Source organism: Eggerthella sp. BIOML-A4 (genome assembly GCF_009875575.1).
Classification (GTDB): domain Bacteria; phylum Actinomycetota; class Coriobacteriia; order Coriobacteriales; family Eggerthellaceae; genus Eggerthella; species Eggerthella lenta.
The window spans coordinates 251,440-277,020 of sequence record NZ_WWRX01000001.1 but is presented as its reverse complement, the minus strand read 5'-3'; the positions used below and the strand labels follow the sequence as shown (position 1 = coordinate 277,020).

Below are 25,581 nucleotides of genomic sequence, written 5' to 3'. Positions count from 1 at the left end.
AGCGCGCACGATTGCGATCACCGCGAAGCCCGAGGCCGCTTACGGCCCCGGGCTTTTTTTGGTCGTCTTGCACATCAGACCCGATTCGTCGAAAACGCTGCGGCTTTACCTTCCCTTTACACGGGCTTTACCGAATCTTAAGCGGTCTGAATATCCTCCATCGATCGGTGTACGACTCGAGGATTCCCCTGCGAATACGCCATGCTGTTCACATTGGAAACCGAAAGGGAGTCATCCGTGAAGGGCTTTACCGAACTCATCGTCAACTCCGTCCGCGGGTTCTGCATGGCCCTGGCCGACAGCGTGCCCGGGGTGTCGGGCGGCACCGTCGCCTTCCTGCTGGGCTTTTACGACCGGTTCATCGGCTCGCTGGACGACCTGTTCCACGGCGCGAGGGCTGCGCGCTTCGCAGCCGTGCGCTTCCTGCTGAAGCTGGGCGCAGGTTGGGCGATCGGGTTCGGGCTGTCGGCGCTCGTGCTGACCAGTTTCTTCGATACGCACATCTACGAGGTCAGCTCGCTGTTCATGGGATTCATCGTGTTCGCCATCCCCATCGTCGTGCGCGAGGAGCTGGACGCATTGCGTAAACGGCTGCCGTACCTCGCGTTCGCCGTCGTGGGCGTCGCATTCGTCGTGGCAGTGACGCTGCTGAGCCCCGTGAGCGGAGAGGGCATCGACGTTGCGGCGAAGAGCCTCGACCTCGGCCTGGTGGCGTACGTGTTCCTGGCGGCGATGGCGGCCATCTCCGCAATGGTGCTGCCGGGCATATCGGGCTCCACGCTGCTGCTGATCTTCGGGCTGTACGTGCCCATCATGGGTGCGGTGCGCGCGACGATGGGGCTCGATCTGTCCTACCTGCCTATTCTGATGGTGTTCGCGGCGGGCATCGCATGCGGCATGCTTCTGTTCGTCCGACTCATCAGAATGTGCCTCGAGCGCTTCCGCTCGCAGACCATCTACGCCATCATCGGCATGATGCTGGGGTCGCTGTTCTCCATCACGCAAGGGCCGCTCACGCTGAGCGAGCCGCAGCCGGCCATGAGCCTCGACACGTTCAGCATCGTGTTCTTCCTCATCGGCGGCGCCGTGGTCGGCGGGCTCCAGCTGCTCAGGTCGCGCTTGGAGGAACCCGCCGAGGGCTAACGCGCTACGACGCCCGCATCGGACAGCCGCAACGCGGCATGGAAGCCGATGCCGGGAAGGCTCGCCGGCTTCGCCATGCTAGCTCGCCGCTTGGACAGCTTCGCGCAAACGCGCGAGATCATCGTCATCGGGATGGCTCGCCGCTTCGTCGAAGTTCTCGATGAGCTGATGCATGCGCGCAGCCTGCTCGGGCTTAGCCTCGGCGGTTTGCGCGTAGCGGGCGCGAACGCTGGCGGGCATGCGGCCCTGGCACATGAACGTGCCCACGATCCGCGCCGATTCGGGCAGATGCACCGCCACGCGCGCCATGACGCCCGCGAAGTACGTCTCGTCGGCTCCGAACCCGGCCGTCCCGAACAGGAACACGTCCTTGTCCGCGAGCGAGGCCAGAACCTCGGCCAACTCGTCGCCGCAATCGCCACGGTTCGTCCAGAACCCTGCGTACACGCGGTCGGCCTGCGCGACGGCGGCGCGATCCACCTCGTCCACCCGACCGAACGCAAGGCGCCCTTCGCTCGGCAGCGCGGCGGCCACCGCCCGCGCCAATGCCTCGGTATTCCCGGTGCGGCTGTCGTACACGATCGCGTAGCTCATAAGCGTTCCTTCCCTACATGCCTCGGCGCGGGCACCGCATTCGAATCAGCTTGTTATACGCCCGTCCGACCCCGCTGTAAACCCCGTTATACTGAAACGAGAGAATCCAACGGGCGCAAGCGCCCTGCAAGCGAGGAGGCTTCTATGCGAGCGGTGGTTCAGCGCGTGTCGAACGCGCGGGTAGATATCAACGGCGCGACGGCGGGCAGCATCGGGCGCGGGCTGCTCATCCTGCTAGGCGTGGGTCACGACGACAGCGAGGAGCAGGCCGAACGCCTCTGGAGCAAGATCGCGCGCCTGCGCATCTTCGAGGACGCCGAGGGCAAGACGAACCTGTCGCTAGCCGACGTGGGCGGCGAAGTGCTGGTCGTGTCGCAGTTCACCCTGTTCGCGAACTGCAGACGAGGCAACCGCCCCTCGTTCACCGAGGCGGGCGCGCCCGACGAGGCGAACCGGCTGTACGAATGGTTCGTCGAACGCGCGCGCCGCGACGTGCCTCGCGTGGAAACGGGGCGCTTCGGCGCTTACATGGACGTGAGCCTGACCAACGACGGTCCGTTCACGCTGTGGCTCGACACCGACGCGCTCTAGCGCGACGATGCGACGACGCTCCGGCGCGCTGTCGCGCTAGAGCAGCGCCCGCTCCCACTCGGCCTCTTTGAAGCCGACCAGCACGAAGTCGTCGCCCACCACCAGCGGGCGCTTCACCATCATGCCGTTCTCGGCCAACAGCGCGTAGGCGTCCGCGTCGCTCATGCCGGCATCCAGCAGGGCCTTTACGTTGCGCTCGCGGTACAGCATGCCGCTGGTGTTGAAGAAACGGCGCAGCGGCAACCCGCTTTTCGCATGCCATGCGGCCAGCTCGTCGGACGTCGGGTTGTCCTCCACGATGTGGCGGTCAGCATACGCCACGCCGTGCGCGTCGAGCCACGCCTTAGCCTTCTTGCAAGTGGAGCACTTCGGATATTCGATGAACAGAACGTCCGCCATGGGTTTCTCCTTCGCGTTGCAGCCTTCGTATCCCGCTCATCATACCAGAACGGCCTCAAGCAGCCGCAAAGCGAAGCGAACGGGCGCCGCATGCCTCGGCGGCGGAATGTCTCACGTGAAACATTCGTTCGCTTCGATCCTGCCGGAAACGGCGAAGGACGTCCGAGGCGAAGCAGACGCGCACATCGATCAAACGTACAAATGTTTCACGTGAAACATCGTAACCGCCTTCGGTTGCAAAAGGGTCATCGTTCGCGCAGGCTCGGCTTGGTATACTGAAGGCATACAGACGGAAAGGCGGCTCATGATCTTCTACTTCACCGGCACCGGCAATTCGCTCGCGGCGGCGCAGACCATCGCGCGCGCAACGGACGACCTGCTCGTCGACATCGGCGCGGCCTACAAGTACAAGGACTTCGACTTCACGCTCGCGCAAGGCGAGCAGCTGGGCTTCGTCTTCCCCGTCTACAACTACACCACGCCGCCCATCATCGATGCGTTCCTCAAGCGAGCCCGCTTCCGCACGGGCAACAAGGAAACCTTCACGCCCGACTATTGCTTCGCCGTGATCAGCTGTGGCGCGTTCGTGGGCAGCACGGCGCGCGTCTTCGGCAAGCGCCTGTTGGACGCGCAGGGCATCAACCTCGACGCCTCGTTCAGCGTGAAATCGGTGGGCAACTGCACATACCTGTACGCGCCCGCCCAAGGCGAGAAGCGCAAGCGCCTGCTTGCCGGCGCGGAACTTGCCGCGCGCGAGACGGCAAATCGCATCGCAGCCCGCGAGCACGTACGCGCCGAGCACCGCAATCCCCTAGGCATCGTGCTGTCCAAGTTCACCGAAAAGGACGAGAAGCCGCGCTCCACCTCGGAGTTCTTCGCGCTGCCCACCTGCATCAGCTGCGGCCAGTGCGCCGACCTCTGCCCTACCAACACCATCACGATCATCGAAGGCGCGCCCCGCTGGGCCGAGCTGGGCTGCACGCAGTGCCTCGCTTGCCTGCACCGCTGCCCCGTGAACGCCATCCAGTACGGTGCGAAGACCGAGCGTCGCGGCCGCTACGTCAACCCCGTCCTCGCGAAAGCTCCCAAGCGCGCATAACGCTCCTCCCTAGCCTCGTTCAAGCAATTCCTTGAACGACCGCTCTCCCCAGCCGTCGGGCGCCTCAAGCGTCGTCGAACGGATAAGCTCCCGCAGTTCCGCCTTTCGCTCAGGCGTCAATGCACGATGCCCGCTCCTTAGGTCTTCAAGCGAGGGGAAAGCTTTCGGAAGCTCTTCGTTGTCGATGACGGCAACCATGACACGCTCCTTTCGCTTCATCGAGCATAGATGCGCAATACCGTATTACGTCAATGACGGCAGTTGATCGCATGCGCTGTCTTGACGCTTCCGTATCTATTGTTTATAGTGTGCATATCGGGTATATACACTCTACACGTTACGGAGTGGACGATGCCCGGCCGGAGGGGACGAGGAACGTGCTTGGCCTCTCCCGGCGCGAAGCGGGACGCCGCGACGCGCCACCCGAGCGCAGGGGGACGCCCCGGCGCTCGCGCACGAAACCACGAAAGGGAGCCTGAGTTGGACATCATCATCTCGAATGCGAGCGACAAGCCCATCTACGACCAGATCGTCTCGCAGATGAAGGCCCTCATCCTGACGGGTGAGCTGGGCGAAGGACAGCAGCTGCCCTCCATCCGAGCACTGGCCGGCGACCTGCGCATCAGCGTCATCACGACCAAGCGCGCGTACGCCGAGCTGGAGCTCCAAGGCTTCATCGAGACGGTGCCCGGCAAGGGCAGCTTCGTGGCCGGCGGCAACCTCGAGCTTCTTCGCGAGGAGCGCCTTCGGCACATCGAGGAGCTGCTCGTCCAGGCCGTCGACGAAGCGCGCGGCGCGAACGTCGGCATCCCGGAGCTCCATGACATGCTCGACCTCATCGCAGAAAGTGACGACTGATGAACGACCTCCTCCGCATACGCAGCTTGTCGAAGCACTATGACGGCTTCGACCTCCGAAACGTCGACCTCACCGTGCCCGCCGGAAGCGTCGTCGGCTTCATCGGCTCGAACGGCGCCGGCAAGACGACCACCATCAAGGCCATTCTCGGCCTCATATACCCCGATGCCGGCTCCATCGAGCTGCTCGGCCAGAACGTCGGCGAGCACGCCGGCAGCAAGGCGATCAAGGACGCCAAGCAACGCACGGGCGTGGTGTTCGACACCTGCTCGTTCCCCGAGGAGATGACCGTCGCCTCGGTGGGCAAGCTCATGTCGTACAGCTACGACTCCTGGAGCCCTGCCGACTTCGAGCAGCGCCTGGCACAGTTCCAGCTGCCTAAGAGCAAGACGGTGAAGGACCTCTCCCGCGGCATGAGCATGAAGCTGTCGCTGGCTTGCGCGCTGGCGCACGACCCCGACCTGCTGATCCTCGACGAGGCCACCGCCGGGCTCGACCCGCTCGCCCGCGAGGAAGCGCTCGACATCCTGCGCGGCTACATGCGCGACGAGCGCCACGGCATCCTCATGTCCAGCCACATCACCAGCGATTTGGAGAAGATCGCCGACTACATCGTGTGCATCGACGCCGGCCGCATCGTGTTCGCCGTCGAGAAGGACACGATCACCGATCTGGCCGGCATCGCGCACTGCCGCGCGACCGACTACGAGCGCATCGCCGAGAGCGGCTTCTTCGCCCCCGGCGAGCTGCGCAGCATGCGCCACCCCTACGGCATCGACGTACTGGCTCCCGACCGTTTCGCGTTCGCCGAGAACTTCAAGAACATCCCCGTGGACAAGGCCGATATCGATGTCTACATGGGCATGATGCTGAAAGGAGAGGTCCGATGAAAGCCATGATCATGTCCGATCTCCTGATCGCGAAGAAATACCTGCTGCAACAGCTGGGCGTCTCCATCGCCGTGGGCATCTTCATCACCGTCGTGATAGGAAACCTCTACGTTGCCGCTCCCATGGTGGGCGTGATGATTCCCTTCTCGCTGACCATCACCATCCTCGCGCTTGACGAACGCGCCAACTGGCAGCAGTTCCGTCTGGCTTTGCCCATGTCGCGATCGAACGTGATCGCAGGCCGCTACGTCAGCTTCGCGCTGTTGGCGCTGCTGGGCATCGCGGCAGGCCTGCTGGTGACGCTCGTGATGGTCGCCGTCGCGCAGATCGCCCCCGGCGTTCCCCAGCTGGCCGACCTCATGATGAACTTCTCGTGGCAGGCCATGCTCTTCGCGTCCGTCGCCGGATTGGCCATCATCTTGGTCATGCTGTCCGTCACGATGCCCTTGTTCTCGCGGTTCGGCATGACGAAGGGCGTCCGCTACCTGCCGCTGCTCATCATAATCGGCGTGTTCTTCGCGTTCCAGCTCGACGGCAACGGGCCGCCGCCCGAGTTCGTCGCGAACGTGCTGAACCTGTTGGAGTCGCCCGCGGGCACCATCGCCATCGCTGCCGGAGTTCTTGCGATCACGGCCGCCGTCTACGCGATCTCAGCCGTAATCTCCACCAAGCTGTACCAGAAGCGCGAGCTCTAGCGAACGGAAAAGGAGCGCCCCATGAAGACCATGATGCTTGCCGATTTCCTCGCTTTGGCGAAATCGCTGCCGAAGAACGTGGCGCTGTGGGCGCTCCTTGCAACGGGCATATGCCTGGCAGCGGGGAACGCGACTCCCATCATCCTGCTCACCGGCTTCCCCATGTCCCACATGGTGCTCATGCCCATGCTGCTGCGCGACCAGCGGCGCGATTGGGTCGCCTTTCGCCAGGCTTTGCCGCTTTCGCGAGCAAACGTAGTGGCGGGACGCTACGCAAGCATCGCCGTCGTCGTCGCCGGATGCGTCGCTCTCGGCGTCGCAGCGTATACGACCGCTTGCATCGTCAACGCCGTTGTGCCGGGGCTTCCGCTTGTCCGCCATTTCGCCGTAGGCTTCGACGCTGCGGGCGTCGTATCGTTCGCGGCCGGCACGTTCGCCCTCACCATCGCCATGTTCAGCGTGCTGCTGCCGTTCATGTTCGCCGACAGCCACCGCAAGCTCGCCAGCTACATCCCCTTCGCCTTCATGCTCGCCCTCATGGGCTGGATCTACATATTCCGCACTATAGACTTCGACGCGTTCCTTCCCCTCGTGGGTCGGATCGTCGTCGCCGCGCAGTCGCTGGGCGGCGCGCTCGTCGTGGGAGGATTCGTCACGGCGGCGGCGCTCGCCTTGTACGTCGTATCGGAGCGCGCGGCGGTTCGCGGGTACGCGACGCGCGACCTCTAGCCCATCTGAACCAGATCGGCCAGCGTCACGTTGTCCACGTAGTCCTCGATGGCCTGGTCGAGCCCACGCCAGAAATTGATGGCCACGCACTGATCGCGGCGCGGACACGCCTCCGCGCCGTCTTCGAGGCATGACACCGGCGCGCAGCTGCCCTCGGTGGCGCGCAAGACGTCTCCCGCAGTGATCTGATCAGCCGGACGCGCCAACAGATACCCGCCGCTCACGCCGCGCACGCTTTTGAGAACGCCCGCCTTCACCAGCGCCCCGCCCAGCTGTTCGAGGTATTTGACGGACAGATCCTCCCGCTCGGCCGCTTGCCGCATGGTGACCAGCGCGCCGGCTTCCCCTTGTCGTGCGATGTCGATCATGAGCCGCAACGCATAGCGTCCCCGTGTCGATATCATCATGTTCGTCGCACCGTCCTTCGATGGTGTTACCGGCCTTGCCGCACGCGACGGCCGCACCCTTCTCGTTCGTGTCGTTTTCAAAAGTATAGCCCATCGTTTACCTGATAGAACACGCCTTTCTTGCAGGAATGTAAGGATGGGGCAAGCGGTCGGTAAGGCGGCGTTAAGAACCGCTTGGTATAACGTAGTGGGGAGTTTTCCTCTACAGAAAGGTGGAAACCATGAAAGGAACGGCGCATCGTGCATCGACGGCGCATCCAGCCATCACGTTCATCGGGCGCCTCGCCCTGGCGGCGCTCATCCTCGTCGTGCTCGTGGAAGTGTACTTTCTTGCACGCGGGTTCAACCTGTACCGCGAAGCGATCGAGGAAGCCGGCCTCGACGAGATGGCCGCATCCATCCAGAGCAGCGAGTCGTTCACGCCCATCGACGAGCTGCCGGACCTGTACCTGCAGGCCGTCGTGGCCGTGGAGGATCATCGGTTCTACGCCCATCCCGGCTTCGATGCCATCGCCACGGCGCGCGCCCTCGTGAACGACCTCAAAGCGGGCGCCATCGTGGAAGGCGGCAGCACCATCACCCAGCAGCTGGCGAAGAACCAGTACTTCACCCAAGAGCAGACCGTCGAGCGCAAGATAGCCGAAGTGTTCATGGCGCTGACGATGGAGCAGCACTTCTCGAAGCGCACTATCCTGGAGCTATACGTGAACTCCATCTACTTCGGCGACGGCTACGAGGGCATCGGCAGTGCGAGCTGGGGTTATTTCGGCAAAGCCCCCAGCGCGCTCGATGCCGACGAATGCACGCTGCTGGCCGGCATCCCGAACGCGCCGAGCGTGTACGCGCTGTCTCAGAACCCTGGCCTCGCGCGCGAGCGCCAGCAGGAAGTGTTGCGGAAGCTCGTATCCTACGACTACCTCGGGCAGGACGCGGCACAGCACATTCTGGGAAACCTGCGCGCGCTGGCCGCATGACGCGCCGTCCCATTGATCCGCTCGCGCCGAACACCGCGTCAGAGCGGTGCACGCCTTGCATGCAGGTTCTGTAGTCGTCGTAGCGCCGACGGGTTCGCGCGCACGGACGACGGGGGGCTTTGGTAGGATAAGCCGCATGAAACGATTCAAAACCACCGTTGCAGCCGCCCTGACCGCCGTCGCCCTGCTGGGATCGCTCGGCTTCATGGCGGCATGCGGCCCCGAAGATGCAGCGGAGCCCGCGGCGCAGGCATACGTGAGCCCCTACGATTGGAGCGGACTCGAACGTTCGGGCGACCGCCTGGCTTTCCGCGAGAACGGCGAGGTGCGCTCCCAGTTTGGCGTGGACGTGTCCGACCATCAAGGCGCCATCGACTGGAGCGCTGTGGCGAGCGACGGCGTGGACTTCGCCTTCGTGCGCGTGGGCAACCGCGGCTACACCGAGGGCGCGCTGTACGCCGATGCCCGATACGCCGAGAATATCGACAATGCGACGAGCGCGGGCCTCGATGTGGGCGCGTACTTCTTCTCGCAAGCCGTCACCGTCGAAGAGGCGCGCGAAGAAGCCGAGTTCGTGCTGCGGCTGCTGGCCGGCCGCTATCTGGCGCTGCCCGTGGCGTACGACCACGAGCCCGTCGCCGACGGCGCGGGCCGTGCGAACAACGTGGATCGCGAGACGCTCACCGCATGCGCGCGGGCGTTCTGCGAACGCCTCGAGCAGGGCGGCTACGGGACGATGATCTACGGCAACAGCGGCGATATGGCGCGCTACGACCGCGCCGATCTGGGCGGACGTCCCGTCTGGTTCGCCGAGTACGACGCCGCCCAGCCGCATGCGCAGTTCGACTTCGCCATCTGGCAGTACACCAACGGCGGCTCCGTGGCAGGCATCGACACCGCCGTCGACCTCAACCTGCTGCTGCCGCCCGCGAAGTAAAACCCGCCCTTGGCACATTCATCGGTTCGTGATACACTGGCCGTCACTTTTCGCTCGAAATCATGAGGAGCATGCTCGATGGCTGGTCGCCTTTTCCGCTAAATCGCTCAGTCGATTTGCGATTCATCCCTGCGCCGCGCGTTCGCGCAACGCATAGTTGCCGCTTCGGCGGCCTTCTTCCATCTAGAATTGGTAGCGCAACCGCGTTCGCTACCCCACACTGACGTTCATCCAACCATCTCGTTCTATAGGAGCTATCCATGACTGCATCGACCGCGCCCCTGAGCGCAGCCGGTCGCGAGCTGCCGAAGCGCTGGCTTGCGATCATCGCCACCATCTGGGGCGGACAAGCCGCTTCCATGATCACCAGCTACGCCGCGGGATACGCCGTGGTGTGGTACATCACCGAGACCACGGGCAGCGCCATCATGCTGGCCGCGGCCGCCATCTGCGCGTATCTGCCGCAAGGACTGCTGTCGCCCTTCGGCGGCGTCATCGCCGACAAGCACAACCGCAAGACGGTCATGATCGTGGCCGACCTGTCCGTGGGAATCGTGTCGCTGGGGCTGGGCATCGTCATCCTGTTCGGGCAAGTATCGTTTCCGCTGCTCATGATCCTCGTCATCGTGCGCAGCATCGGACAGGCCTTCCACGGCCCCGCCATGATGGCCGCCATGCCGCTGCTCGTGCCCGAGAAGTATCTGCTGCGCATCAACACGCTCGACCAGCTGCTCATGTCCGTAGCGTCCATCGGCGCACCCGCGTTCGGCATCTTCCTGTACACCACCATCGGATTCCACTCCGTGATGTTCCTCGACTTCGCCGGAGCCCTCGTGGCCGTGGCGGGGCTTGCGCTGGCGAAGATCCCCACCGTCGCCGACGAGACCGCCGAGAACCAGCATGTGCTGGCGAACCTTCGCGACGGCTGGAAAGCGCTGTCGGCAACCCGTGGGCTCGTCGTGCTCATCGCCGGCATCACCATCGGCATGATGGCGTTCGCCCCGCTGGGCGCCATCTTCCCGCTTATGACGTACGATCACTTCGGCGGCGACGGCTACATGGCGTCCGTCGTAGAAGCCGCGTTCGGCGTAGGGATGATCGCGGGATCCGTCGTGCTCATGACCTGGGGCGGCGGCAAGCGCCTGGCCGGACTCATCGCGGTGGCCTCCCTCATCGTGGGTGTCACCACCACGGCGTGCGGATTCCTCGCCCCCACCATGTTCTGGGCGTTCGTTGCGTTGTGCGCCGTCATGGCGCTGGCATGCTCCTGGTTCAACGGACCGCTGATCACGCTCATCCAGCGCAACGTGCCCGAGGAGAAGACGGGCCGCGCGCTGGGCCTGGCCATGGCCGCCATGGGACTGGCCTCCCCCGTGGGCATCGCCATCGGCGGCGTGGCCGCCGAAGCTATGGGCGTGGCAGCGTTTTTCGTGGCAGACGGCCTCGTATGCATTGCGCTGGGACTGAGCGTGTACCTGTTCAAGAGCGTGCGCGCCCTCGATCATGACGAGCCGCACGTCCTGCGCGACAGCGCGGCCGAGGCGAACGCGGAGATCGGAGCAGTCTCGGAAGAGGGCTAGCCACTTCCTCTTGTGCATAACATCGAAACGGGGGCTGCTCGATACTGTCGAGCAGCCCCCGTTTTCGCCGAGTTAGGGAGGGTTGGCGTTTGGCGCAGCTTTACGGCTTCATGCCGGAGCCGCCCTGCACCATGATGGTGTCGCCCGTTACGAACGAGGCATCGGGACTGGCCAGGAACACGCACACGCGTCCTACGTCCTTCTCCGCGTCGCCGAAGCGTCCGAGCGGGATCGCCTTCACGTTCTTCTCGTACATCTCGGGCTCGCGCTCGCGCCATTCCTCGAGCGCCTTCGTCATGACGATAGGGCATACGATGTTCACGTTGATGTTGTCGGGGCCCCACTCCGATGCGGCCACGCGGCTCATGCCTCGGATGCCCTCTTTCGCCGCAGCGTAGGAGCTCTGTCCTGGATTGCCGCCGATGCCCGCGCCGGAAGCGAAGTTGATGACGGATCCCGCCGTCTCCTTCAGGTAAGGGTAGGCATGCTTCATGTAGAAGAACGTCGCGTACAGGCCGGATCGAACCGCCAGGTCGAAGTCCTCCTCCGAATGCTGGACCAGCGTCAATCCCGACGCCGACGCCTGCGCGTTGTTGATCAGGACGTCGATGCGCCCGCCGAAGTGCTCGGCGCCCGCTTCGACCGCCGCCCGCACCTCCTCTTCCACCGATCCGTTCGCGAGAATCGTGAACACTTCGGAGCCGAAATCGCGCTCAAGCTCCTCCTTTGCCGCTTCCAGACCGCCGGGGAACAGGTCGGTGAGGATGAACTTCGCACCCTCGGTGGCGAATGCGCGCTCGATACCCCGAGCGATACCGCCGCCACCGCCGGTGATCAGCACCACCTTGTCCTTCAAGCCCATGTCCATGCTTTCTCCTTCGATTCGCCTGCACAGCCTGCCCCGTATGGTACCGTGGCGCGCATGCGGGCATGCTATCGCGCCCTGAGAACTCAAAGACGTGTTCGGCCAGCGGCTTTTCCACCCGAAACGATCGCGTCGAGCGGCGCGCTTCACGCGACGAGCGGCCTCTCGGGCAATCTCACGACCTCCGGGCGCTGCCGTATGCGGCGTTCTTTCGATTGCCGTACGCGCTGCCTTTGCGGGCGTTCTTCTTGAGGTCCTTCAACACGTCGTCCTCACTGCCGCCCTCCACCTGGACGCGCAGCTTGACCACCTGGTCGCGCAGGCGGGCGGCTTCCTCGAAGTCCATGCTTTGGGATGCCGAGGCCATGTCGTCCTCCATCGACTGGATGATGCGCAGCACCTCTTCGCGCGACAGCTCGGCCAGCTCCTTGTTCACCTGCTCGGCCGTGGTGCCGCCCATCTCGTCGGTGACGTAGCTCATGATGTCGTTGATGGCCTTACGGATGGTTTGCGGCTCGATGCCGTGCTCCTCGTTATACTTCATCTGGATGGCGCGGCGTCGCTTCGTCTCATCGATGGCCAGCGCCATGGAATCCGTCATCTTGTCGGCGTACATGATCACCTGCCCCGACACGTTTCGAGCCGCGCGGCCGATGGTCTGGATGAGCGAACGGTGGTTGCGCAGGAAACCTTCCTTGTCGGCATCCAAGATAGCGACGAGCGATACCTCCGGCAGGTCCAGGCCCTCGCGCAAAAGGTTGATGCCCACCAGCACGTCGAACTCGCCGCGGCGCAGATCGCGCAGGATCTCGACGCGCTCGAGCGTGGCGATGTCGGAGTGCATGTAGCGCGCCTTCACTCCCTGGTCCAGCAGGTGGTCCGTCAAGTCCTCGGCCATCTTCTTCGTCAGCGTGGTGATGAGCACGCGCTCATCGCGCGCAGCGCGCTCCTTCGACTCGTCGATGATGTCGTCGATCTGCGATGCCGAGCCGCGCACGATGATCTCGGGATCCAGCAGGCCGGTGGGGCGGATGATCTGCTCCACCTGCTGCTGCGACACCTTCTGCTCGTAGTCGCCCGGCGTGGCCGACACGTACACGAACTGCGGGATGCGATCCTCGAACTCGTCGAAGCGCAGCGGACGGTTGTCCAGGCAGCTGGGCAGACGGAAGCCGTGCTCGGCCAATGTGATCTTGCGCGAGCGATCGCCCTCGTGCATGCCGCGGATCTGCGGAACCGTCACGTGGCTCTCGTCGATGATGCAGAAGAAGTCTTTCGGGAAATAGTCGATCAGCGTGTAGGGCGGCTCTCCCGGCTCGCGTCCGTCCATGTGGCGCGAGTAATTCTCGATGCCCGAGCAGAAGTTCATCGTCTCCAGCATCTCGAGGTCGTAGTTCACGCGCATCTCGAGGCGCTGCGCCTCCAGCAGCTTGCCTTCCTCCTTGAACTGCTGCAAGCGCTCGCGCAGTTCGTCGCGGATGGTGCCCAGCGCGCGATCCATCTTCGGACGCGCGGTCACGTAGTGGGAGGCCGGCCAGATAGGCAGAGCCTCGAACTCGCTCAGCACTTCGCCCGTCACGTTGTCGATCTCGGTGATGGACTCGATCTCGTCGCCCCAGAACTCGATGCGGATCGGATGGTCGGCGTAAGGCGGGAACACATCGAGCGCATCGCCGCGCACGCGGAACGTGCCGCGCTTCTGCTCGTAGTCGTTGCGGTCGTACTGGATATCGATGAGCTCATGGATGACCTGGTCGCGATCCATGTCCTTCTGCTTGTCCACGAACACGGCCATGCCGGCGTAGTCCATCGGGCTGCCAATGCCGTAGATGCACGACACCGACGCCACCACGATGCAATCGCGCCGCGACAGCAAAGCCGACGTGGCCGCATGACGCAGTTTCTCCACCTCTTCGTTGATGGACGCGTCCTTCTCGATGAACGTGTCCGACGAGGGCACGTACGCCTCGGGCTGGTAGTAATCGTAGTACGACACGAAGTACACCACGGCGTTGTCAGGAAAGAACTCCTTCAGCTCGCTGGCCAGCTGCGCCGCCAGCGTCTTGTTCGGAGCCATGACCAGCGTGGGCTTCTGCACGGCCTCGATGACCTTCGCCATGGTGAACGTCTTGCCGGAACCGGTGACGCCCAGCAGGTTCTGATAGCGCAAGCCCTCCTTGACGCCGGTCGCCAGCTTCTCGATGGCCTGCGGCTGATCGCCCGCCGGCTCGTACGGAGACACCACTTTGAACGGCGTGGAGGCAAGACGAACCTCGGGCAGCTTGCCCTCCATCTCGATGCCTTCGATATTGGAAAGATGAGCCATGCTGCTCCTTCCGAACAACAGCGGAGCACCGACGCGTCGGAGCCGCGCAACGTAAAACTTCGCAGGAAATCCAGTGTATCACAGCATCTGTAACATGAACAGATGTTCGTTAGTAAACGGTTACGAAGCGGAGGGCAACGCACGCCCCGAGCCTAGCTCTCCGCCCTCCAACCCGTCGGCTGCGCTCGACCGAAGCAGCAGCGAGAGCTGCTCTCGCGCCGCCCGGTTCAAATTGCTGCCCGAACGAGCTTTAAAGGAGTCGAATTCGACCCCTTTAAAGCTTGGATTGTACAGGGTTTCACAAAGACCCAGATATTCGATAACATCGTGAGTCCTCATCCAATTCTTTATCACATCTTTCGGCTTGGGGCTTTTATAGCGCGCAATATCGGTAAGCGAAACGTAATCAGCATAGGCATCGCCTTTATAAAACGTCACTTCGATACCTTGCGCGTTGATCGTCGCACGATCAGACATACGGCATGCACCTCTCTTTATCTGTTCCGATGATCTGAGAGGATCCTGCGGATCTTGCAAGCATGGTACGGGCGGCGCGGAACAGCCGCCGCCTCTATGGGCATCCGGCCGAGCACGCAGACCGGCAAGCACTTGCACTGGTTCTTTTATGATGCTAGCATCATATCACAGATTTACAAACATATGTTCGTAAATTTTCAGTATTGTAGCGAGTTCGATAACCGCGACAGCCACACGGCAATGGTATACTCTGACGCCGTCGCTCACGCATACGGAGCGCGCACCCGTTCGATAGCAGAAGGATCGACCGTGACCAACGCCTTGAAGAACATACCCGGCCTGGCCGTATGCCTCGCCCTCGCATTGCCGTGCTGGTTCGTCGGACAGCGGTTCCCCATCATCGGCGCGCCCGTGTTCGCCATCCTGGCCGGCATGGCCATCGCCGTGTTCTGGAAGCAGCCCACGCGCGGCCGCGTGCAGACCGGCATCGCGTTCACCGGCAAGAAGGTGTTGCAGGCCGCCGTCGTGCTGCTGGGCTTCGGGTTGAACCTCGCGCAGATCGCCCAGGTGGGCATGATGTCGCTGCCCATCATCGGCTCAACCATCGCCACTGCGCTGATCGTGGCGTTTTTGCTGCACAAAGTGCTGCGCATGCCCTCGGAGATCTCGACGCTCATCGGCGTGGGCTCGTCCATCTGCGGCGGTTCGGCCATCGCGGCCACCGCGCCTGTCATCAAGGCGCACGACAAGGACGTTGCCCAGGCCATCTCGGTCATCTTCCTGTTCAACGTGCTAGCCGCCCTTATCTTCCCATCGCTGGGCAACGCGCTGGGCATGACCAACGAAGGCTTCGGCCTGTTCGCCGGCACCGCCGTGAACGACACCTCGTCGGTGACGGCAGCCGCCGCGGCATGGGACGGCATGCATCCCGGCTCGAACGCGCTCGACCAGGCCACTATCGTGAAGCTCACCCGCACGCTGGCCATCATCCCCATCACGCTGGTGCTGGGCATTTGGGTGGCGCGTCGCGAAAGCCGCGACCCCATCGCGCTCGAAGCGCAGGGGCACAGCGTGGTGAAGCCCGCAGGCAAGCTGGGAGGTTTCAGCCTGCGTCGCGCGCTGCCCGTGTTCATCCTGCTGTTCCTGGCCGCGTCCGTCATCACCACGATAGCAGTGTCCGCCGGCATCGACGCGGCCGTGTTCGAGCCGCTCAAAACGCTGTCGAAGTTCTTCATCGTCATGGCCATGGCCGCCATCGGCCTGAACACCGACATCGTGCATCTCGTGAAGTCGGGCGGCAAGCCCATCCTCATGGGCCTCTGCTGCTGGGTGGCCATCGCCGCCGTCAGCCTGGGAATGCAGCACGTCCTGGGATTGTGGTAGCGGCCACCGCTGACGCCGCACGGGATCCTTCGACTCCGGCGCTTCGCGCCTCCGCTCAGGATGACAACGCCCCCAACAACCAAAACAGGCTCCGGCCAAGAACCGAAGCCCGCAGCTTTACCAGGGACGGGTCGTGGGCGAGGGGTCTGATACGAGTTCCGCACGAGCCGAACAGCCCAGCGGGCTGTTCGTGCGAGCAGGACTGTCTGAGTTGCAGACCCCTCGACCACGACCCGTCCCCGCAGGTTGAACGCGAGGACCTACAGGTCCTTGGAATACTCTCCCCACCAGGCCAGCACCTTGTTGCGCATCTCCTCGGGAGTACCGTCGTTGTTGAACACCACGTCGGACGCCTCGATGCGATCCGCGTCGGTGATCTGCTGGGCGATGCGACGACGCACGTCGGTCTCGTCCCAACCGCTCTTCACCGCACGCTCGATACGCAGGTCGATGGGCGCGAGGACGGCGATCACCACGTCGGCGTCGTAAGCGAGCGACGTCTGGCGGTTCTTGAACACCGAATGCTCCACCACGACGGCCTTGTGGCCTTCAGCCTCCAGCTCGGCCACGCGGTCGGTGAACGCCTCTTCGATGCGCGGCAGCGTGATGCGGTTGAGCTTGCGCGTCTCGGCCGGACTCACGAACGCCTTGGCAGCCAGTGCGCGGCGGTCGATCTCGCCGTCGGCTCCCAGGATGTCCTCGCCGAACGTTTCCACGAGCTCGGACTTCACCGTGTCCCACAGAAGGACGTCGTGGCCCACTTGGTCGAGATCGATGTTCGGCAAACCTTGCTCGACCAGCGCCTTGCGGGCCGTGGACTTGCCGGCTCCCATGCCGCCGATGATGAACAGCTTCTTCATGCGTGCACTACCTCCTCAATCATGCCGCCTCCCAATACGGTGTCGCCGTCGTAGAGAACGGCGTATTGGCCCGGCGCCGTGGTTGGCTGCGGACTCCGCAGCGCGAGCGATACGCGCTGGTCGTCTTCCGGCTCTATGATACACGCACACGGACGGCTCCGGTAGCGTAGTTTCACCATCGCGCCGTACGATTCGCCGAGCGATTCGAACGCTTGCCAGTTCATGTCGCCCACCACGACGGAGCCGATGAGCGTCTCGTCGGCAAAACCCACCACGAGTTCGCGGGTTTCGACGCGCTTCTCCACCACGTAGTACGGCTCGGGGCCTGCCACGCCGATGCCCTTGCGCTGCCCCACCGTGTAGTTCGCCAGCCCCTCGTGGCAGCCGAGCACATTCCCCATGCGATCCACAATGTCCCCAGGCGCGTCTTCCACGCCACGCGCGCGCAGAAACGGACGGTAGTCGCCCTCGATGAAGCAGTTGTCTTGGCTTTCGGCCTTCTCGGCCACGACCAGGCCCAGATCGGCCGCGATCACACGCACCTCCGCCTTCGTCATGGCCCCCAGCGGCAACACGAGGCGCGCCAGCTGCTCCTGGCTCAACAGCGAAAGCATGTAGCTTTGATCCTTGCGCGCGTCCAGGGCTCGCTTCACCACGAAGCGCCCCGAATCGGACAGACGGGCAATGCGCGCGTAGTGGCCCGTGGCGATGCGGTCGCACCCCAGTTCGTCGGCTACCCGCACGAGCGCGGGCATCTTGCACCGCGCGTTGCAACCCACGCACGGACTAGGCGTGAGGCCCGCCGCGTACGACGAGACGAACGGCTCCACCACGCAGCGTTCGAACTCGCCCACGCACTCCGGCGTCTCGTGGCGAATGCCCAACTGGGAGCACACGGCCGCCGCATCGGCCGCCGCGCGCTCGGTGGCAGCGTTGTCGCGAAAGCGGCACGTGACGCCCACCACCTCGTACCCGGCGCGCATGAGCAGCGCCGCAGAAACCGCGCTGTCCACCCCGCCGCTCATTCCGAGCGCAATGCGCCCGCTCGCATTCATTTCCGGCACTCCTCCTGTCGCCCCGATGCGCTCATCGGGAAATCGCGTCTTTCCGCGATTATCCCACGGCGATAGAAGATCGAGTAGACGATCCGACCTCTTAACACACGATCGCCGAAGCCTTGCTTCAGCGCTTCGTTGAATGGCGTATGAAGAATCTCTCGCTCTCTTTATGTTGCGGACGAGATGTAGAAACATTGTTATACTGGCAATTCGCGCCCGAGGGGCGCGAAGAATCGAAGGGAGGGCAAGGCTCGCATGTCGGGGACGAAATCACGCTATATTCCCGCACTCGACGGACTGCGCGCGTTCGCCGTCCTCGCCGTTATCGCCTACCATCTTGGGATGCAATGGGCTCCTGGAGGCCTGTTGGGCGTCACGGTGTTCTTCGTGCTGTCGGGCTATCTCATAACCAGCCTGCTGCTCATCGAGTGGGACAACACCGAAACCATCAACCTGCCACAATTCTGGCTGCGACGCGTGCGACGGCTCATGCCGGCCATCGTGCTGATCATCGTATGCACCGCCGCACTCTGCGCCTTGTTCGACCACAGCCTGCTCACGAAGCTGCGCGACGACATGTGGGCCGCGCTGCTCTGGGTGACGAACTGGTGGTACATCTTCCAAGATGCTTCTTATTTCGACGCGCTGGGCGCTCCCTCGCCGCTCACCCACTTCTGGTCGCTCGCCATCGAAGAGCAGTTCTACCTCGTCTGGCCGGTCGTGTTGCTGGTCGCCCACAAAACGGGCGTGAAGCGCACCACTATGCGCAATGCCACGCTGATCGTCGCCCTCTTGTCGGCGCTGGAGATGGCGCTGCTGTACAACCCGCTGGACGACCCGAGCCGCGTGTACTACGGCACCGACACCCGCGCGTTCTCGCTGCTTATCGGCGCATGGCTGGCGTTCGTGTGGCCCTCGCACATGCTGGGAGCCCAGAAGAGCGTGCACCTTACGAAGCAGGTGCGCAACGTCCTGGACGGCGTGGGAATCGTCGCGCTCGTCGCCCTGCTGGGCCTCATCGTGTTCGTGGACGGCTTCTCGCCGTTCCTCTACCGCGGCGGCATCCTGCTGGCCTCCGTGCTCACCGCCGTCGTCATCGCGGTGATGGTGCATCCTGCGAGCCTGCTCGGGCGCTTCGCCGGAACGAAGCCGCTTGTATGGATAGGCCTGCGTTCGTACGGCATCTACTTGTGGCACTACCCGCTGTTCCTGCTCATGAACCCGCGCAACTTCACGGGCGAGACGCCGTGGTGGATGTATCTCGTGCAGGTGGCCGTCGTGTTCGCCTGCGCCGCGTTCTCGTACCGCTTCGTGGAGAACCCCTTGCGCAAGGGGGCCATCGGAGCGTTCGTGAAAGGCGTGCGCTCGAAAGAAATCGATCCGCCCGCATGGCTCAAGCACCACGTCGTTCCCGTCCTGGCGGGGTCGGCCGTGACCATCGTGGCCGTGATCGGCCTTATCGTGGTGCCTCCCACCTCCGCCATCGGCGCCGCCGACCTGCTGAAGGACGAGCAGGCCCACACCTCGCAGATGCCCGAGCTGCCCGTCGACGACGCAGCGGCCGAGTCGCCCAAGCTCGACGTGCTTATGATCGGCGACTCGGTCTCGGTGCGCGCCATCCCCCAGTTCGAGGAGACGTTCCCCTACGGCGCGATCGACGCCGCCGTGAACCGCCAGCTGTACGCCGGCCAGGAGACGTTCGACTACTATAACGACCAGGATATCGTGGGAGGCGTGGTGGTGTTCGCCCTCGGCACGAACGGAGCGGCCACCGACGAGCAGATCGACGAACTCGTGGCAGCGGCCGGACCCGGCCGCCAGGTGTTCTTCGTGAACACCCGCAGCCCGCAATCGTGGGTAGGCCAGACCAACGGCGCCATGTTCGACGCGGTCGACCGCCACGACAACGTACACGTGATCGACTGGTACACCGCCAGCGCCGGCCACGACGAGTACTTCGACGGAGACGGCACCCATCTCACCGAGGAGGGCGCGCGAGCCTACATAGGCCTCGTCCACGATGCCGTCGCACCGCTGCTGCCCGTCCACGCCGAAAGCGACGAAGCCGTCGTGGTCAAGTCGCCGCTCGAACTGGCTGCCGACAACGCGCAGAAAGCCTCCTCCGACACCGTGCGCGCGCTCGCCGCGAACGCGGCGAGCAATCTAAAGCCCCGAGAGTAACCCTCGCCGCCAGCCTGAAGCATCTTCGAAAGGCGCTTATACCCTTCCCGTTTCGTAATCGGACTTGTACAATGCGAAAGCGGCAATGTACAAACGATGGGAATCCTGCTACGCAGGCCCACGCGAACAACGAGGGGGTTTCTACATGCTAGACAAGTTCTTCAAGATATCCGAGCGAGGCAGCACTGTCTCCAACGAAGTTATTGGCGGCCTGACGACGTTTCTCGCCATGGCGTACATCATCGCGGTGAATCCGGCGATGATGGAGGCGGCGGGAATCCCGTTCAACGCCGCACTGACCGCGACCTGTTTCGGCGCCGCCATCATGACGGTCGCGATGGGCCTGTTCGCGAACCGTCCCATCGCGCTCGCCTCCGGGATGGGCATCAACGCCATCGTCGCCTATTCGCTGTGCCTCGGCCTCGGCGTGGACTGGCGCGTGGCCATGGCCGTCGTGTTCCTGGAAGGCATCCTCATCTTGCTGCTGGTGCTTTGCGGCTTGCGTAAAGCCGTCATGGATGCCATCCCCGTATCTCTCAGACGCGCCATCGGCATCGGCATCGGTTTGTTCATCGCATTCATCGGGCTGAAGGGCGGTGGATTCATCGCCGCCGACGAATCCACGTTCCTTGCGCTGGGCGATCTCACCAGCCCGACCGCCATTGTGGCCGCCATCTCCATCATCGTGGCCGTGGTGCTCACCGCCGTCAATCTCAAAGGCGCCCTGCTGATCTCCATCGTGGCGGCCACTATCATCGGCATTCCGATGGGCGTGACTCCTCCTGTCACCGACTTCTCGTTCGCGCCCGACTTCTCCGCATTCGCAGCTCCGTTCCAAGTCACGCCCGAGGGCACGCTGGCCATCGCGCAGGTCATCGTGCAGCCCGTGCTACTGCTGTTCGTATTCAGCCTGCTCATGAGCGACTTCTTCGACACCATGGGAACTGTGGTGGCCGTAGGCAGCCGCGCTGGCTTCGTGGACAAGAAAGGCGATGTCGAAGACGTGCAGCCTATCCTCATCGTGGATTCGGCCGCGGCGGCAGCCGGCGGCTTCATCGGAGCGAGCTCCATCACGTCGTTCGTGGAATCCGTCTCCGGCGCGGCAGCCGGTGCCCGCACCGGCCTGTCGAACATCGTCATCGGCATCGCGTTCGTGGCTTGCGCGTTCCTCGCGCCGGTTATCGGCATGGTAACCAGCTCGGCCACCTGCGGAGCCCTTGTGGTGGTGGGATACCTCATGATGACCGAGATCGGCGAAATCGATTGGAGCGACATCGCTTCTGCATTCCCGGCATTCCTTACCATCGTGGGCATCCCCATGACGTACTCCATCGCCAACGGCATCGGCTTGGGCTTCATCTCCTACTGCATCATCAAGGTTGCCCAAGGCAAGTTCCGCGACGTGAAGCCCCTTATGTGGGTAGCCGCCCTAGCGTTTTTGGCTTCGTTCATCTTCGCATAGAAGCGTCTGCGTTCAGAAAAGAGCCGGCACTTGCGTCGTCGGCTCCAATAGCAAAAGAAGGCCGGTCTTGCGACCGGCCTTCATATACGCGTTATGGACGCTTAGGCTATTCGGCAGCCTCGGGAGCGGCGGCTTCCTCGGCGGGAGCGTCAGCCTTCTCGGCCTTCTTCTTGGCCGGCTTCTCCTCAACCTGGATGGACTCGTCCACTTCGATCTCGAAGCCCAGGTCGGCCGCGGCGGCCTTCATGGACAGGGAGATGCGGCGACGCTCGGGGTTGATCTCCATGACCTTCACCTTCACCTCGTCGCCGGCCTTCACGACCTGAGCCGGGGTGTCGATGTGGCGCATGGCCATCTCGGAGATGTGCACCAGACCCTCGATGGACTGGCCCAGCTCGATGAACGCGCCGAACGGCACGATCTTCGTCACCTTGCCGTCGACGATGGTGCCCACCGGGTAGCTCTCGACGAGCTTGACCCACGGATCCTCCGTCGTCTGCTTGAGGCCGAGCGAGATGCGCTCGCGCTGCAGATCGACGTCCAGAACCTCGACCTCCACCTCGTCGCCGACCTTGACGACCTCGGAGGGATGGTTGACGTGGTTCCAGGACAGCTCGGAGATGTGCACGAGGCCATCGATGCCGCCGAGGTCGACGAACGCGCCGAAGTCGACGATCGAGGAAACGGTGCCCTTGAGGCGCATGCCCTTCGACAGCTTCGCGAGGATCTCGGCGCGCTCGTTCTTGCGGCCTTCCTCAAGCAGCACGCGGCGGGACAGCACGACGTTGTTGCGGTTGCGGTCCATCTCGATGACGCGGGCTTCGATCTCGGTGCCCAGGTACATGTCGAGATCCTTGACACGACGAAGGTCGACCAGCGATGCCGGCAGGAAGCCGCGCAGGCCGATATCGAGGATGAGGCCGCCCTTGACGACTTCGATAACCTCGCCCGTGACCACTTCGCCGGCCTTGAACTTCTCTTCGACGCGAATCCAAGCACGCTCGTACTCGGCACGCTTCTTGGAGAGGATCAGGCGGCCGTCCTTGTCTTCCTTCTGGAGAACGAGGGCTTCGATCTTCTCGCCCAGCTCCACGATGTCGGACGGATCGGCATCCTTGCGGATGGACAGCTCGCGCGACGGGATGACGCCCTCGCTCTTGAAGCCGATGTCGACGAGCACCTCGTCGTGCTCGATCTTGACGACCGTGCCGTCGACCAGGTCGCCCTCGTCGAACTCGGTCAGCGTGCCGTCGATCATCGCATTCATCTGCTCGTCGGAGATGTCCTCGAAGTCGATGACGGACGTGTTTTTGATGTCGGTCAAAACGGACCCCTTTCAATTCTTTCTAATCGGGGACCCTTCGTCATGATTACTTGCTACTTTACCATGTTCGCTTGTGCAAGAAACTTGCCCGTGCAGCGGTGTAACAAACATGTCTCGGGGGCCTACATTACCGTACGCTTACAGCTTCCGTGCTATAAGCCATAGTAGTATAGCACAGCGGCACCCGGCCGCTGCGCTCATTTTGACGAACTCTCACGATAATTCCGACTCTCTCCGCACGGTAGAAAAGGCTCGATCAGTTCTCGGCACTAGCCTTGCAGTGGGCGCACACACCGTCGAAAATGATCTCGTGATGCTCGATGGTGAAGCCGTGCGCATCGGAAACCCGCGATACGATATCGTCCTGATAGGGCATGTCGATGTCGAACACGCCGCCGCATATGCGGCACTTCGCGTGGTAGTGCGGCTTGTTGAGGAAATCGTAGCGGTCGGCGCCGTTGGGAACTTCAACCCGCAGCACTTCCCCGCGGTTCGCCAGCACGCCGAGGTTGCGGTACACCGTGGCACGCGAAATATTGGGGTGGCGCGCGCGCACCACCTCGTACACGTCTGCCGAGGTGGGATGGTTATGCAGTGATTGCACCGCCTCCAAGACGAGCGCTCTCTGAATAGTGTTGCGCGTCGTGGCGCGCTCTGCTTTTTCCGTAGCCATAATAGTCCTGCCGTTCGTATATCTAACCCATACTATTGATTAATTAGGATTATATATCATTAGTATGGAAAGACAAGCACACATCACGAACGGCCGCCGCGTTCCCGCGAACGTCCACAAACCGGCCCGATTCGGCCGATTGCCCGGCGCTTGCGATGCGCTCGCCAGAAACGGCCGGTTCGGCTACGCGGGATCACGAAAACCACTGCCGTGAAGGGGATCCCGGCCCTGAGGCGCCGAGAAGCGACGGGCGGCCAGCAGGCCGCCCCTACGGAGCCGTCACGCATTGCGACGTAGGGGCGGTCAGCCCCGCATCTTCTACACGGCATCCTCTCCGGTTTCCCCGGTGCGGATGCGCACGACGTCTTCCACGGGGAAGACGAATATCTTGCCGTCGCCCACTTCCCCGGTTCGCGCCGTAGCGCGGATGAGGTCGACGAGCGGACCCACCTCGCCGTCGTCCACCACCAGTTCGAACTTCACCTTCGGGATCATGTTCAGCATGACCTCGGTGCCGCGGTAGTACTCCTTCCACCCGTGCTGCTTACCGCAGCCCTGCACCTGCGAGATGGTCATGCCCGACACCTGCGCAGCGAACAGCGCCTCCTTGAGCGGCTCCAGCTTCTCGGGCCGCACGATGGCCGTGATCTTCTTCATAGTCGCACTCCTTCTTTAGTCGAGGCCCACGTAGGCCGGGTACGCGCTCTCGCCGTGCGCGGCCACGTCGAGGCCTTGCGCTTCCTCGGCCTCGCTCACGCGCAGGCTGCCCTTGAAGCACGCCTTCACGGCGAAGCCCAGCACCACGTCGAGCACGCCCACGAACACCACGGTCACGAGGATGCCCAGCACCTGAGCGCCCAGCAGCGTGGGATCTCCCGTGTAGACGAGGCCGCCGAAGTCGGTCCACGACAGCTCCGGCACGCAGAACAAGCCGGTCAGCACGCCGCCCGTGACGCCGCCGACGGCATGGATGCCGAAGGCGTCGAGCGCGTCGTCGTAGCCCAGCTTCCGCTTGAGAAACGACACGGCGAAGTAGCACACGGGCGACACGACGAGGCCCATGACCACCGCGGCCCACGGCTCCACGAAGCCCGCCGCCGGCGTGATCACCACGAGGCCCGCCACCAAACCGGTCGCCGCGCCCACGAGCGTGGGCTTGCCTGCGCGCACGCGCTCGATGAGCATCCAGGACACGAGCGCCGCGCCCGACGCCGCCACCGTGTTCGCCAGCGCGAGCGCCGCCACGCCGTCGGGGGCGAACTCGGAGCCCGCGTTGAAGCCGAACCATCCGAACCACAGAAGCGTCGCGCCCAGCGCCACGAACGGCACGTTGTGGGGACGGTAGCTCACCATGCCGAACCCGCGCCTCTTGCCCGCGATCAGGCAGAGAATGAGCCCCGTGAGGCCGGACGAGATGTGCACCACGTCGCCGCCCGCGAAGTCGAGCGCGCCGATGGTGTCGCCCACGAGGCTGCCTTCGCCGCCCCACACCATGTGGGCGAGCGGCGGGTACACCACGACGGTCCATACGGCCACGAACGCGCACACCGCGCCGAACTTCATGCGACCGGCCACCGCGCCGGTGATGATGGCCGTGGTGATCATGCAAAACGCCAGTTGGAACACCACGTCGGCCATCGCGGGATACGCGTCGTGACTCAGCGCTTCGGGCGCCTCGCTCACGATGCCGGCCACAAGTCCTTGCAGGCCGATCTGATCGAAGCCCCCGAAGAACGGAATCGAGCCGTCGCCGCCGTAGGCGAACGACCAGCCGCACACCGTCCATGTGACGCCGACGATGCCGATCACCGCAAACGACATGATCATCGTGTTCACGACGTTCTTGCGGCGGCTCAAACCCCCGTAGAAGAACGCCAGGCCGGGCGTCATCAGCAAGACGAGCATCGCGCAAACCAGCATGAAGCCCGTCGATCCTGCGTCGAACATACGCATCTACCTCCTTATCGTCGTGCTGCTTGTCGAGAACATATTCGATGATCCCACGCTTTGACCTGGCATTGCGCCGCGGCGAGCACTGTTAACACGCTGGGAAAGGTCTTGTAACAAACACGAAGC

General features: G+C 63.5%; 26 protein-coding genes. 13 read left to right on the top strand and 13 right to left on the bottom strand.

The window, feature by feature from the left end:
• Window positions 1–237: 237 nt before the first annotated feature.
• The gene (locus GT613_RS01250; RefSeq protein WP_009306629.1) at window positions 238–1,143 is read left to right on the top strand and encodes a DUF368 domain-containing protein; all 906 of its coding nucleotides are present in this window, start codon (window positions 238–240) and stop codon (window positions 1,141–1,143) included.
• A gap of 78 nt (window positions 1,144–1,221) precedes the next feature.
• Here the strand turns inward: GT613_RS01250 and bilS are convergent, their stop codons facing one another.
• Window positions 1,222–1,737 carry a flavodoxin family protein BilS gene (gene bilS / locus GT613_RS01245; RefSeq protein ID WP_009306630.1) on the bottom strand — a complete coding sequence of 172 codons (516 nt, stop codon included), beginning with the start codon at window positions 1,735–1,737 and terminating at the stop codon, window positions 1,222–1,224.
• Between the two features lie 144 nt (window positions 1,738–1,881).
• Here bilS and dtd point away from each other — a divergent pair, with 144 nt between their 5' ends.
• Window positions 1,882–2,328, top strand: coding sequence for a D-aminoacyl-tRNA deacylase (gene dtd, locus GT613_RS01240; protein ID WP_021410336.1), 447 nt, complete (start codon window positions 1,882–1,884; stop codon window positions 2,326–2,328).
• A 36-nt stretch (window positions 2,329–2,364) separates the two neighbouring features.
• Here dtd and GT613_RS01235 read toward each other — a convergent pair whose 3' ends face one another.
• Entirely contained in the window at window positions 2,365–2,727 is a 363-nt protein-coding gene (locus GT613_RS01235) for an arsenate reductase family protein (RefSeq protein WP_015761225.1), read from the bottom strand.
• Between the two features lie 304 nt (window positions 2,728–3,031).
• Here GT613_RS01235 and GT613_RS01230 point away from each other — a divergent pair, with 304 nt between their 5' ends.
• Entirely contained in the window at window positions 3,032–3,826 is a 795-nt protein-coding gene (locus GT613_RS01230; RefSeq protein ID WP_009306633.1) for an EFR1 family ferrodoxin, read from the top strand.
• Window positions 3,827–3,835: 9 nt separating this feature from the next.
• Here the strand turns inward: GT613_RS01230 and GT613_RS01225 are convergent, their stop codons facing one another.
• Window positions 3,836–4,024 carry a hypothetical protein gene (locus GT613_RS01225; protein WP_009609382.1) on the bottom strand — a complete coding sequence of 63 codons (189 nt, stop codon included), beginning with the start codon at window positions 4,022–4,024 and terminating at the stop codon, window positions 3,836–3,838.
• Between the two features lie 282 nt (window positions 4,025–4,306).
• Between GT613_RS01225 and GT613_RS01220 the strand changes: the two genes are divergently transcribed.
• Genes GT613_RS01220 through GT613_RS01205 form a run of 4 tightly spaced genes read left to right on the top strand, consistent with a single transcriptional unit; the run spans window position 4,307 to window position 6,998 of the window.
• Window positions 4,307–4,684, top strand: a complete 378-nt coding sequence (locus GT613_RS01220; RefSeq protein WP_009306635.1) for a GntR family transcriptional regulator — start codon at window positions 4,307–4,309, stop codon at window positions 4,682–4,684.
• The gene (locus GT613_RS01215; protein ID WP_114516348.1) at window positions 4,684–5,574 is read left to right on the top strand and encodes an ABC transporter ATP-binding protein; all 891 of its coding nucleotides are present in this window, start codon (window positions 4,684–4,686) and stop codon (window positions 5,572–5,574) included. The genes GT613_RS01220 and GT613_RS01215 overlap by 1 nt, the downstream gene beginning before the upstream one ends.
• Window positions 5,571–6,269: an ABC-2 transporter permease gene (locus tag GT613_RS01210; protein ID WP_161172471.1), complete on the top strand. Its 699-nt coding sequence runs from the start codon at window positions 5,571–5,573 to the stop codon at window positions 6,267–6,269. Before GT613_RS01215 ends, GT613_RS01210 begins: the two co-directional genes overlap by 4 nt.
• Window positions 6,270–6,290: 21 nt before the next feature.
• Window positions 6,291–6,998 (top strand): ABC-2 transporter permease, encoded by a 708-nt coding sequence (locus tag GT613_RS01205; protein WP_161172470.1) that lies wholly within the window; start codon window positions 6,291–6,293, stop codon window positions 6,996–6,998.
• On the opposite strand, the gene GT613_RS01200 is transcribed toward GT613_RS01205, so the two are convergent.
• Complete coding sequence (locus tag GT613_RS01200; protein ID WP_009306639.1) at window positions 6,995–7,405, bottom strand: Rrf2 family transcriptional regulator; 411 nt, start codon at window positions 7,403–7,405, stop codon at window positions 6,995–6,997. The genes GT613_RS01205 and GT613_RS01200 overlap by 4 nt on opposite strands.
• A 221-nt stretch (window positions 7,406–7,626) precedes the next feature.
• Here GT613_RS01200 and GT613_RS01195 point away from each other — a divergent pair, with 221 nt between their 5' ends.
• From GT613_RS01195 to GT613_RS01185, 3 genes are all read left to right on the top strand, one after another.
• Window positions 7,627–8,379, top strand: a complete 753-nt coding sequence (locus tag GT613_RS01195; RefSeq protein ID WP_009306640.1) for a biosynthetic peptidoglycan transglycosylase — start codon at window positions 7,627–7,629, stop codon at window positions 8,377–8,379.
• Window positions 8,380–8,515: 136 nt separating this feature from the next.
• On the top strand, window positions 8,516–9,316 hold the full coding sequence (locus tag GT613_RS01190) for a glycoside hydrolase family 25 protein (protein ID WP_157003590.1): 801 nt from the start codon (window positions 8,516–8,518) through the stop codon (window positions 9,314–9,316).
• A 260-nt stretch (window positions 9,317–9,576) separates the two neighbouring features.
• Complete coding sequence (locus tag GT613_RS01185; protein WP_161172469.1) at window positions 9,577–10,896, top strand: MFS transporter; 1,320 nt, start codon at window positions 9,577–9,579, stop codon at window positions 10,894–10,896.
• Between the two features lie 100 nt (window positions 10,897–10,996).
• Here the strand turns inward: GT613_RS01185 and GT613_RS01180 are convergent, their stop codons facing one another.
• From GT613_RS01180 to GT613_RS01170, 3 genes are all read right to left on the bottom strand, one after another.
• Window positions 10,997–11,764 (bottom strand): SDR family NAD(P)-dependent oxidoreductase, encoded by a 768-nt coding sequence (locus tag GT613_RS01180; protein WP_009306643.1) that lies wholly within the window; start codon window positions 11,762–11,764, stop codon window positions 10,997–10,999.
• Window positions 11,765–11,936: 172 nt separating this feature from the next.
• Window positions 11,937–14,087: an excinuclease ABC subunit UvrB gene (gene uvrB, locus GT613_RS01175; RefSeq protein ID WP_009306644.1), complete on the bottom strand. Its 2,151-nt coding sequence runs from the start codon at window positions 14,085–14,087 to the stop codon at window positions 11,937–11,939.
• Between the two features lie 120 nt (window positions 14,088–14,207).
• Window positions 14,208–14,564 (bottom strand): KilA-N domain-containing protein, encoded by a 357-nt coding sequence (locus GT613_RS01170; RefSeq protein WP_009306645.1) that lies wholly within the window; start codon window positions 14,562–14,564, stop codon window positions 14,208–14,210.
• A 309-nt stretch (window positions 14,565–14,873) separates the two neighbouring features.
• Here GT613_RS01170 and GT613_RS01165 point away from each other — a divergent pair, with 309 nt between their 5' ends.
• A complete protein-coding gene (locus GT613_RS01165; protein WP_114557927.1) occupies window positions 14,874–15,947 on the top strand; it encodes a YeiH family protein in 1,074 nt (357 codons plus the stop codon).
• A 260-nt stretch (window positions 15,948–16,207) separates the two neighbouring features.
• Here GT613_RS01165 and coaE read toward each other — a convergent pair whose 3' ends face one another.
• Window positions 16,208–16,807 (bottom strand): dephospho-CoA kinase, encoded by a 600-nt coding sequence (gene coaE, locus GT613_RS01160; protein WP_009306647.1) that lies wholly within the window; start codon window positions 16,805–16,807, stop codon window positions 16,208–16,210.
• Entirely contained in the window at window positions 16,804–17,862 is a 1,059-nt protein-coding gene (mnmA, locus tag GT613_RS01155) for a tRNA 2-thiouridine(34) synthase MnmA (RefSeq protein ID WP_114519742.1), read from the bottom strand. Before mnmA ends, coaE begins: the two co-directional genes overlap by 4 nt.
• 258 nt (window positions 17,863–18,120) lie before the next feature.
• Here mnmA and GT613_RS01150 point away from each other — a divergent pair, with 258 nt between their 5' ends.
• Window positions 18,121–20,046 carry an acyltransferase family protein gene (locus tag GT613_RS01150; RefSeq protein ID WP_161172468.1) on the top strand — a complete coding sequence of 642 codons (1,926 nt, stop codon included), beginning with the start codon at window positions 18,121–18,123 and terminating at the stop codon, window positions 20,044–20,046.
• A 145-nt stretch (window positions 20,047–20,191) separates the two neighbouring features.
• The gene (locus tag GT613_RS01145) at window positions 20,192–21,508 is read left to right on the top strand and encodes an NCS2 family permease (RefSeq protein ID WP_009609316.1); all 1,317 of its coding nucleotides are present in this window, start codon (window positions 20,192–20,194) and stop codon (window positions 21,506–21,508) included.
• Between the two features lie 106 nt (window positions 21,509–21,614).
• On the opposite strand, the gene rpsA is transcribed toward GT613_RS01145, so the two are convergent.
• The 4 genes from rpsA to GT613_RS01125 all read right to left on the bottom strand — a co-directional run bounded on the left by rpsA (window position 21,615) and on the right by GT613_RS01125 (window position 25,452).
• Window positions 21,615–22,832, bottom strand: a complete 1,218-nt coding sequence (rpsA, locus tag GT613_RS01140; protein WP_009306651.1) for a 30S ribosomal protein S1 — start codon at window positions 22,830–22,832, stop codon at window positions 21,615–21,617.
• Window positions 22,833–23,088: 256 nt separating this feature from the next.
• Window positions 23,089–23,505, bottom strand: a complete 417-nt coding sequence (locus GT613_RS01135) for a Fur family transcriptional regulator (protein WP_015761232.1) — start codon at window positions 23,503–23,505, stop codon at window positions 23,089–23,091.
• 318 nt (window positions 23,506–23,823) lie between these two features.
• On the bottom strand, window positions 23,824–24,162 hold the full coding sequence (locus GT613_RS01130) for a P-II family nitrogen regulator (protein WP_009306653.1): 339 nt from the start codon (window positions 24,160–24,162) through the stop codon (window positions 23,824–23,826).
• 15 nt (window positions 24,163–24,177) lie between these two features.
• Window positions 24,178–25,452 carry an ammonium transporter gene (locus tag GT613_RS01125; protein ID WP_035585729.1) on the bottom strand — a complete coding sequence of 425 codons (1,275 nt, stop codon included), beginning with the start codon at window positions 25,450–25,452 and terminating at the stop codon, window positions 24,178–24,180.
• Between the last annotated feature and the right edge of the window lie 129 nt (window positions 25,453–25,581).

Bases quoted from the DNA above. Each gene is read 5' to 3' on its own strand.
- bilS (WP_009306630.1), bottom strand. From the start codon at position 1,737: ATGAGCTACGCGATCGTGTACGACAGCCGCACCGGGAATACCGAGGCA.
- dtd (WP_021410336.1), top strand. From the start codon at position 1,882: ATGCGAGCGGTGGTTCAGCGCGTGTCGAACGCGCGGGTAGATATCAAC.
- GT613_RS01235 (WP_015761225.1), bottom strand. From the start codon at position 2,727: ATGGCGGACGTTCTGTTCATCGAATATCCGAAGTGCTCCACTTGCAAG.
- GT613_RS01230 (WP_009306633.1), top strand. From the start codon at position 3,032: ATGATCTTCTACTTCACCGGCACCGGCAATTCGCTCGCGGCGGCGCAG.
- GT613_RS01225 (WP_009609382.1), bottom strand. From the start codon at position 4,024: ATGGTTGCCGTCATCGACAACGAAGAGCTTCCGAAAGCTTTCCCCTCG.
- GT613_RS01215 (WP_114516348.1), top strand. From the start codon at position 4,684: ATGAACGACCTCCTCCGCATACGCAGCTTGTCGAAGCACTATGACGGC.
- GT613_RS01210 (WP_161172471.1), top strand. From the start codon at position 5,571: ATGAAAGCCATGATCATGTCCGATCTCCTGATCGCGAAGAAATACCTG.
- GT613_RS01205 (WP_161172470.1), top strand. From the start codon at position 6,291: ATGAAGACCATGATGCTTGCCGATTTCCTCGCTTTGGCGAAATCGCTG.
- GT613_RS01200 (WP_009306639.1), bottom strand. From the start codon at position 7,405: ATGATGATATCGACACGGGGACGCTATGCGTTGCGGCTCATGATCGAC.
- GT613_RS01195 (WP_009306640.1), top strand. From the start codon at position 7,627: ATGAAAGGAACGGCGCATCGTGCATCGACGGCGCATCCAGCCATCACG.
- GT613_RS01190 (WP_157003590.1), top strand. From the start codon at position 8,516: ATGAAACGATTCAAAACCACCGTTGCAGCCGCCCTGACCGCCGTCGCC.
- GT613_RS01185 (WP_161172469.1), top strand. From the start codon at position 9,577: ATGACTGCATCGACCGCGCCCCTGAGCGCAGCCGGTCGCGAGCTGCCG.
- GT613_RS01180 (WP_009306643.1), bottom strand. From the start codon at position 11,764: ATGGACATGGGCTTGAAGGACAAGGTGGTGCTGATCACCGGCGGTGGC.
- uvrB (WP_009306644.1), bottom strand. From the start codon at position 14,087: ATGGCTCATCTTTCCAATATCGAAGGCATCGAGATGGAGGGCAAGCTG.
- GT613_RS01170 (WP_009306645.1), bottom strand. From the start codon at position 14,564: ATGTCTGATCGTGCGACGATCAACGCGCAAGGTATCGAAGTGACGTTT.
- coaE (WP_009306647.1), bottom strand. From the start codon at position 16,807: ATGAAGAAGCTGTTCATCATCGGCGGCATGGGAGCCGGCAAGTCCACG.
- mnmA (WP_114519742.1), bottom strand. From the start codon at position 17,862: ATGAATGCGAGCGGGCGCATTGCGCTCGGAATGAGCGGCGGGGTGGAC.
- GT613_RS01150 (WP_161172468.1), top strand. From the start codon at position 18,121: ATGTCGGGGACGAAATCACGCTATATTCCCGCACTCGACGGACTGCGC.
- GT613_RS01145 (WP_009609316.1), top strand. From the start codon at position 20,192: ATGCTAGACAAGTTCTTCAAGATATCCGAGCGAGGCAGCACTGTCTCC.
- GT613_RS01135 (WP_015761232.1), bottom strand. From the start codon at position 23,505: ATGGCTACGGAAAAAGCAGAGCGCGCCACGACGCGCAACACTATTCAG.
- GT613_RS01130 (WP_009306653.1), bottom strand. From the start codon at position 24,162: ATGAAGAAGATCACGGCCATCGTGCGGCCCGAGAAGCTGGAGCCGCTC.
- GT613_RS01125 (WP_035585729.1), bottom strand. From the start codon at position 25,452: ATGTTCGACGCAGGATCGACGGGCTTCATGCTGGTTTGCGCGATGCTC.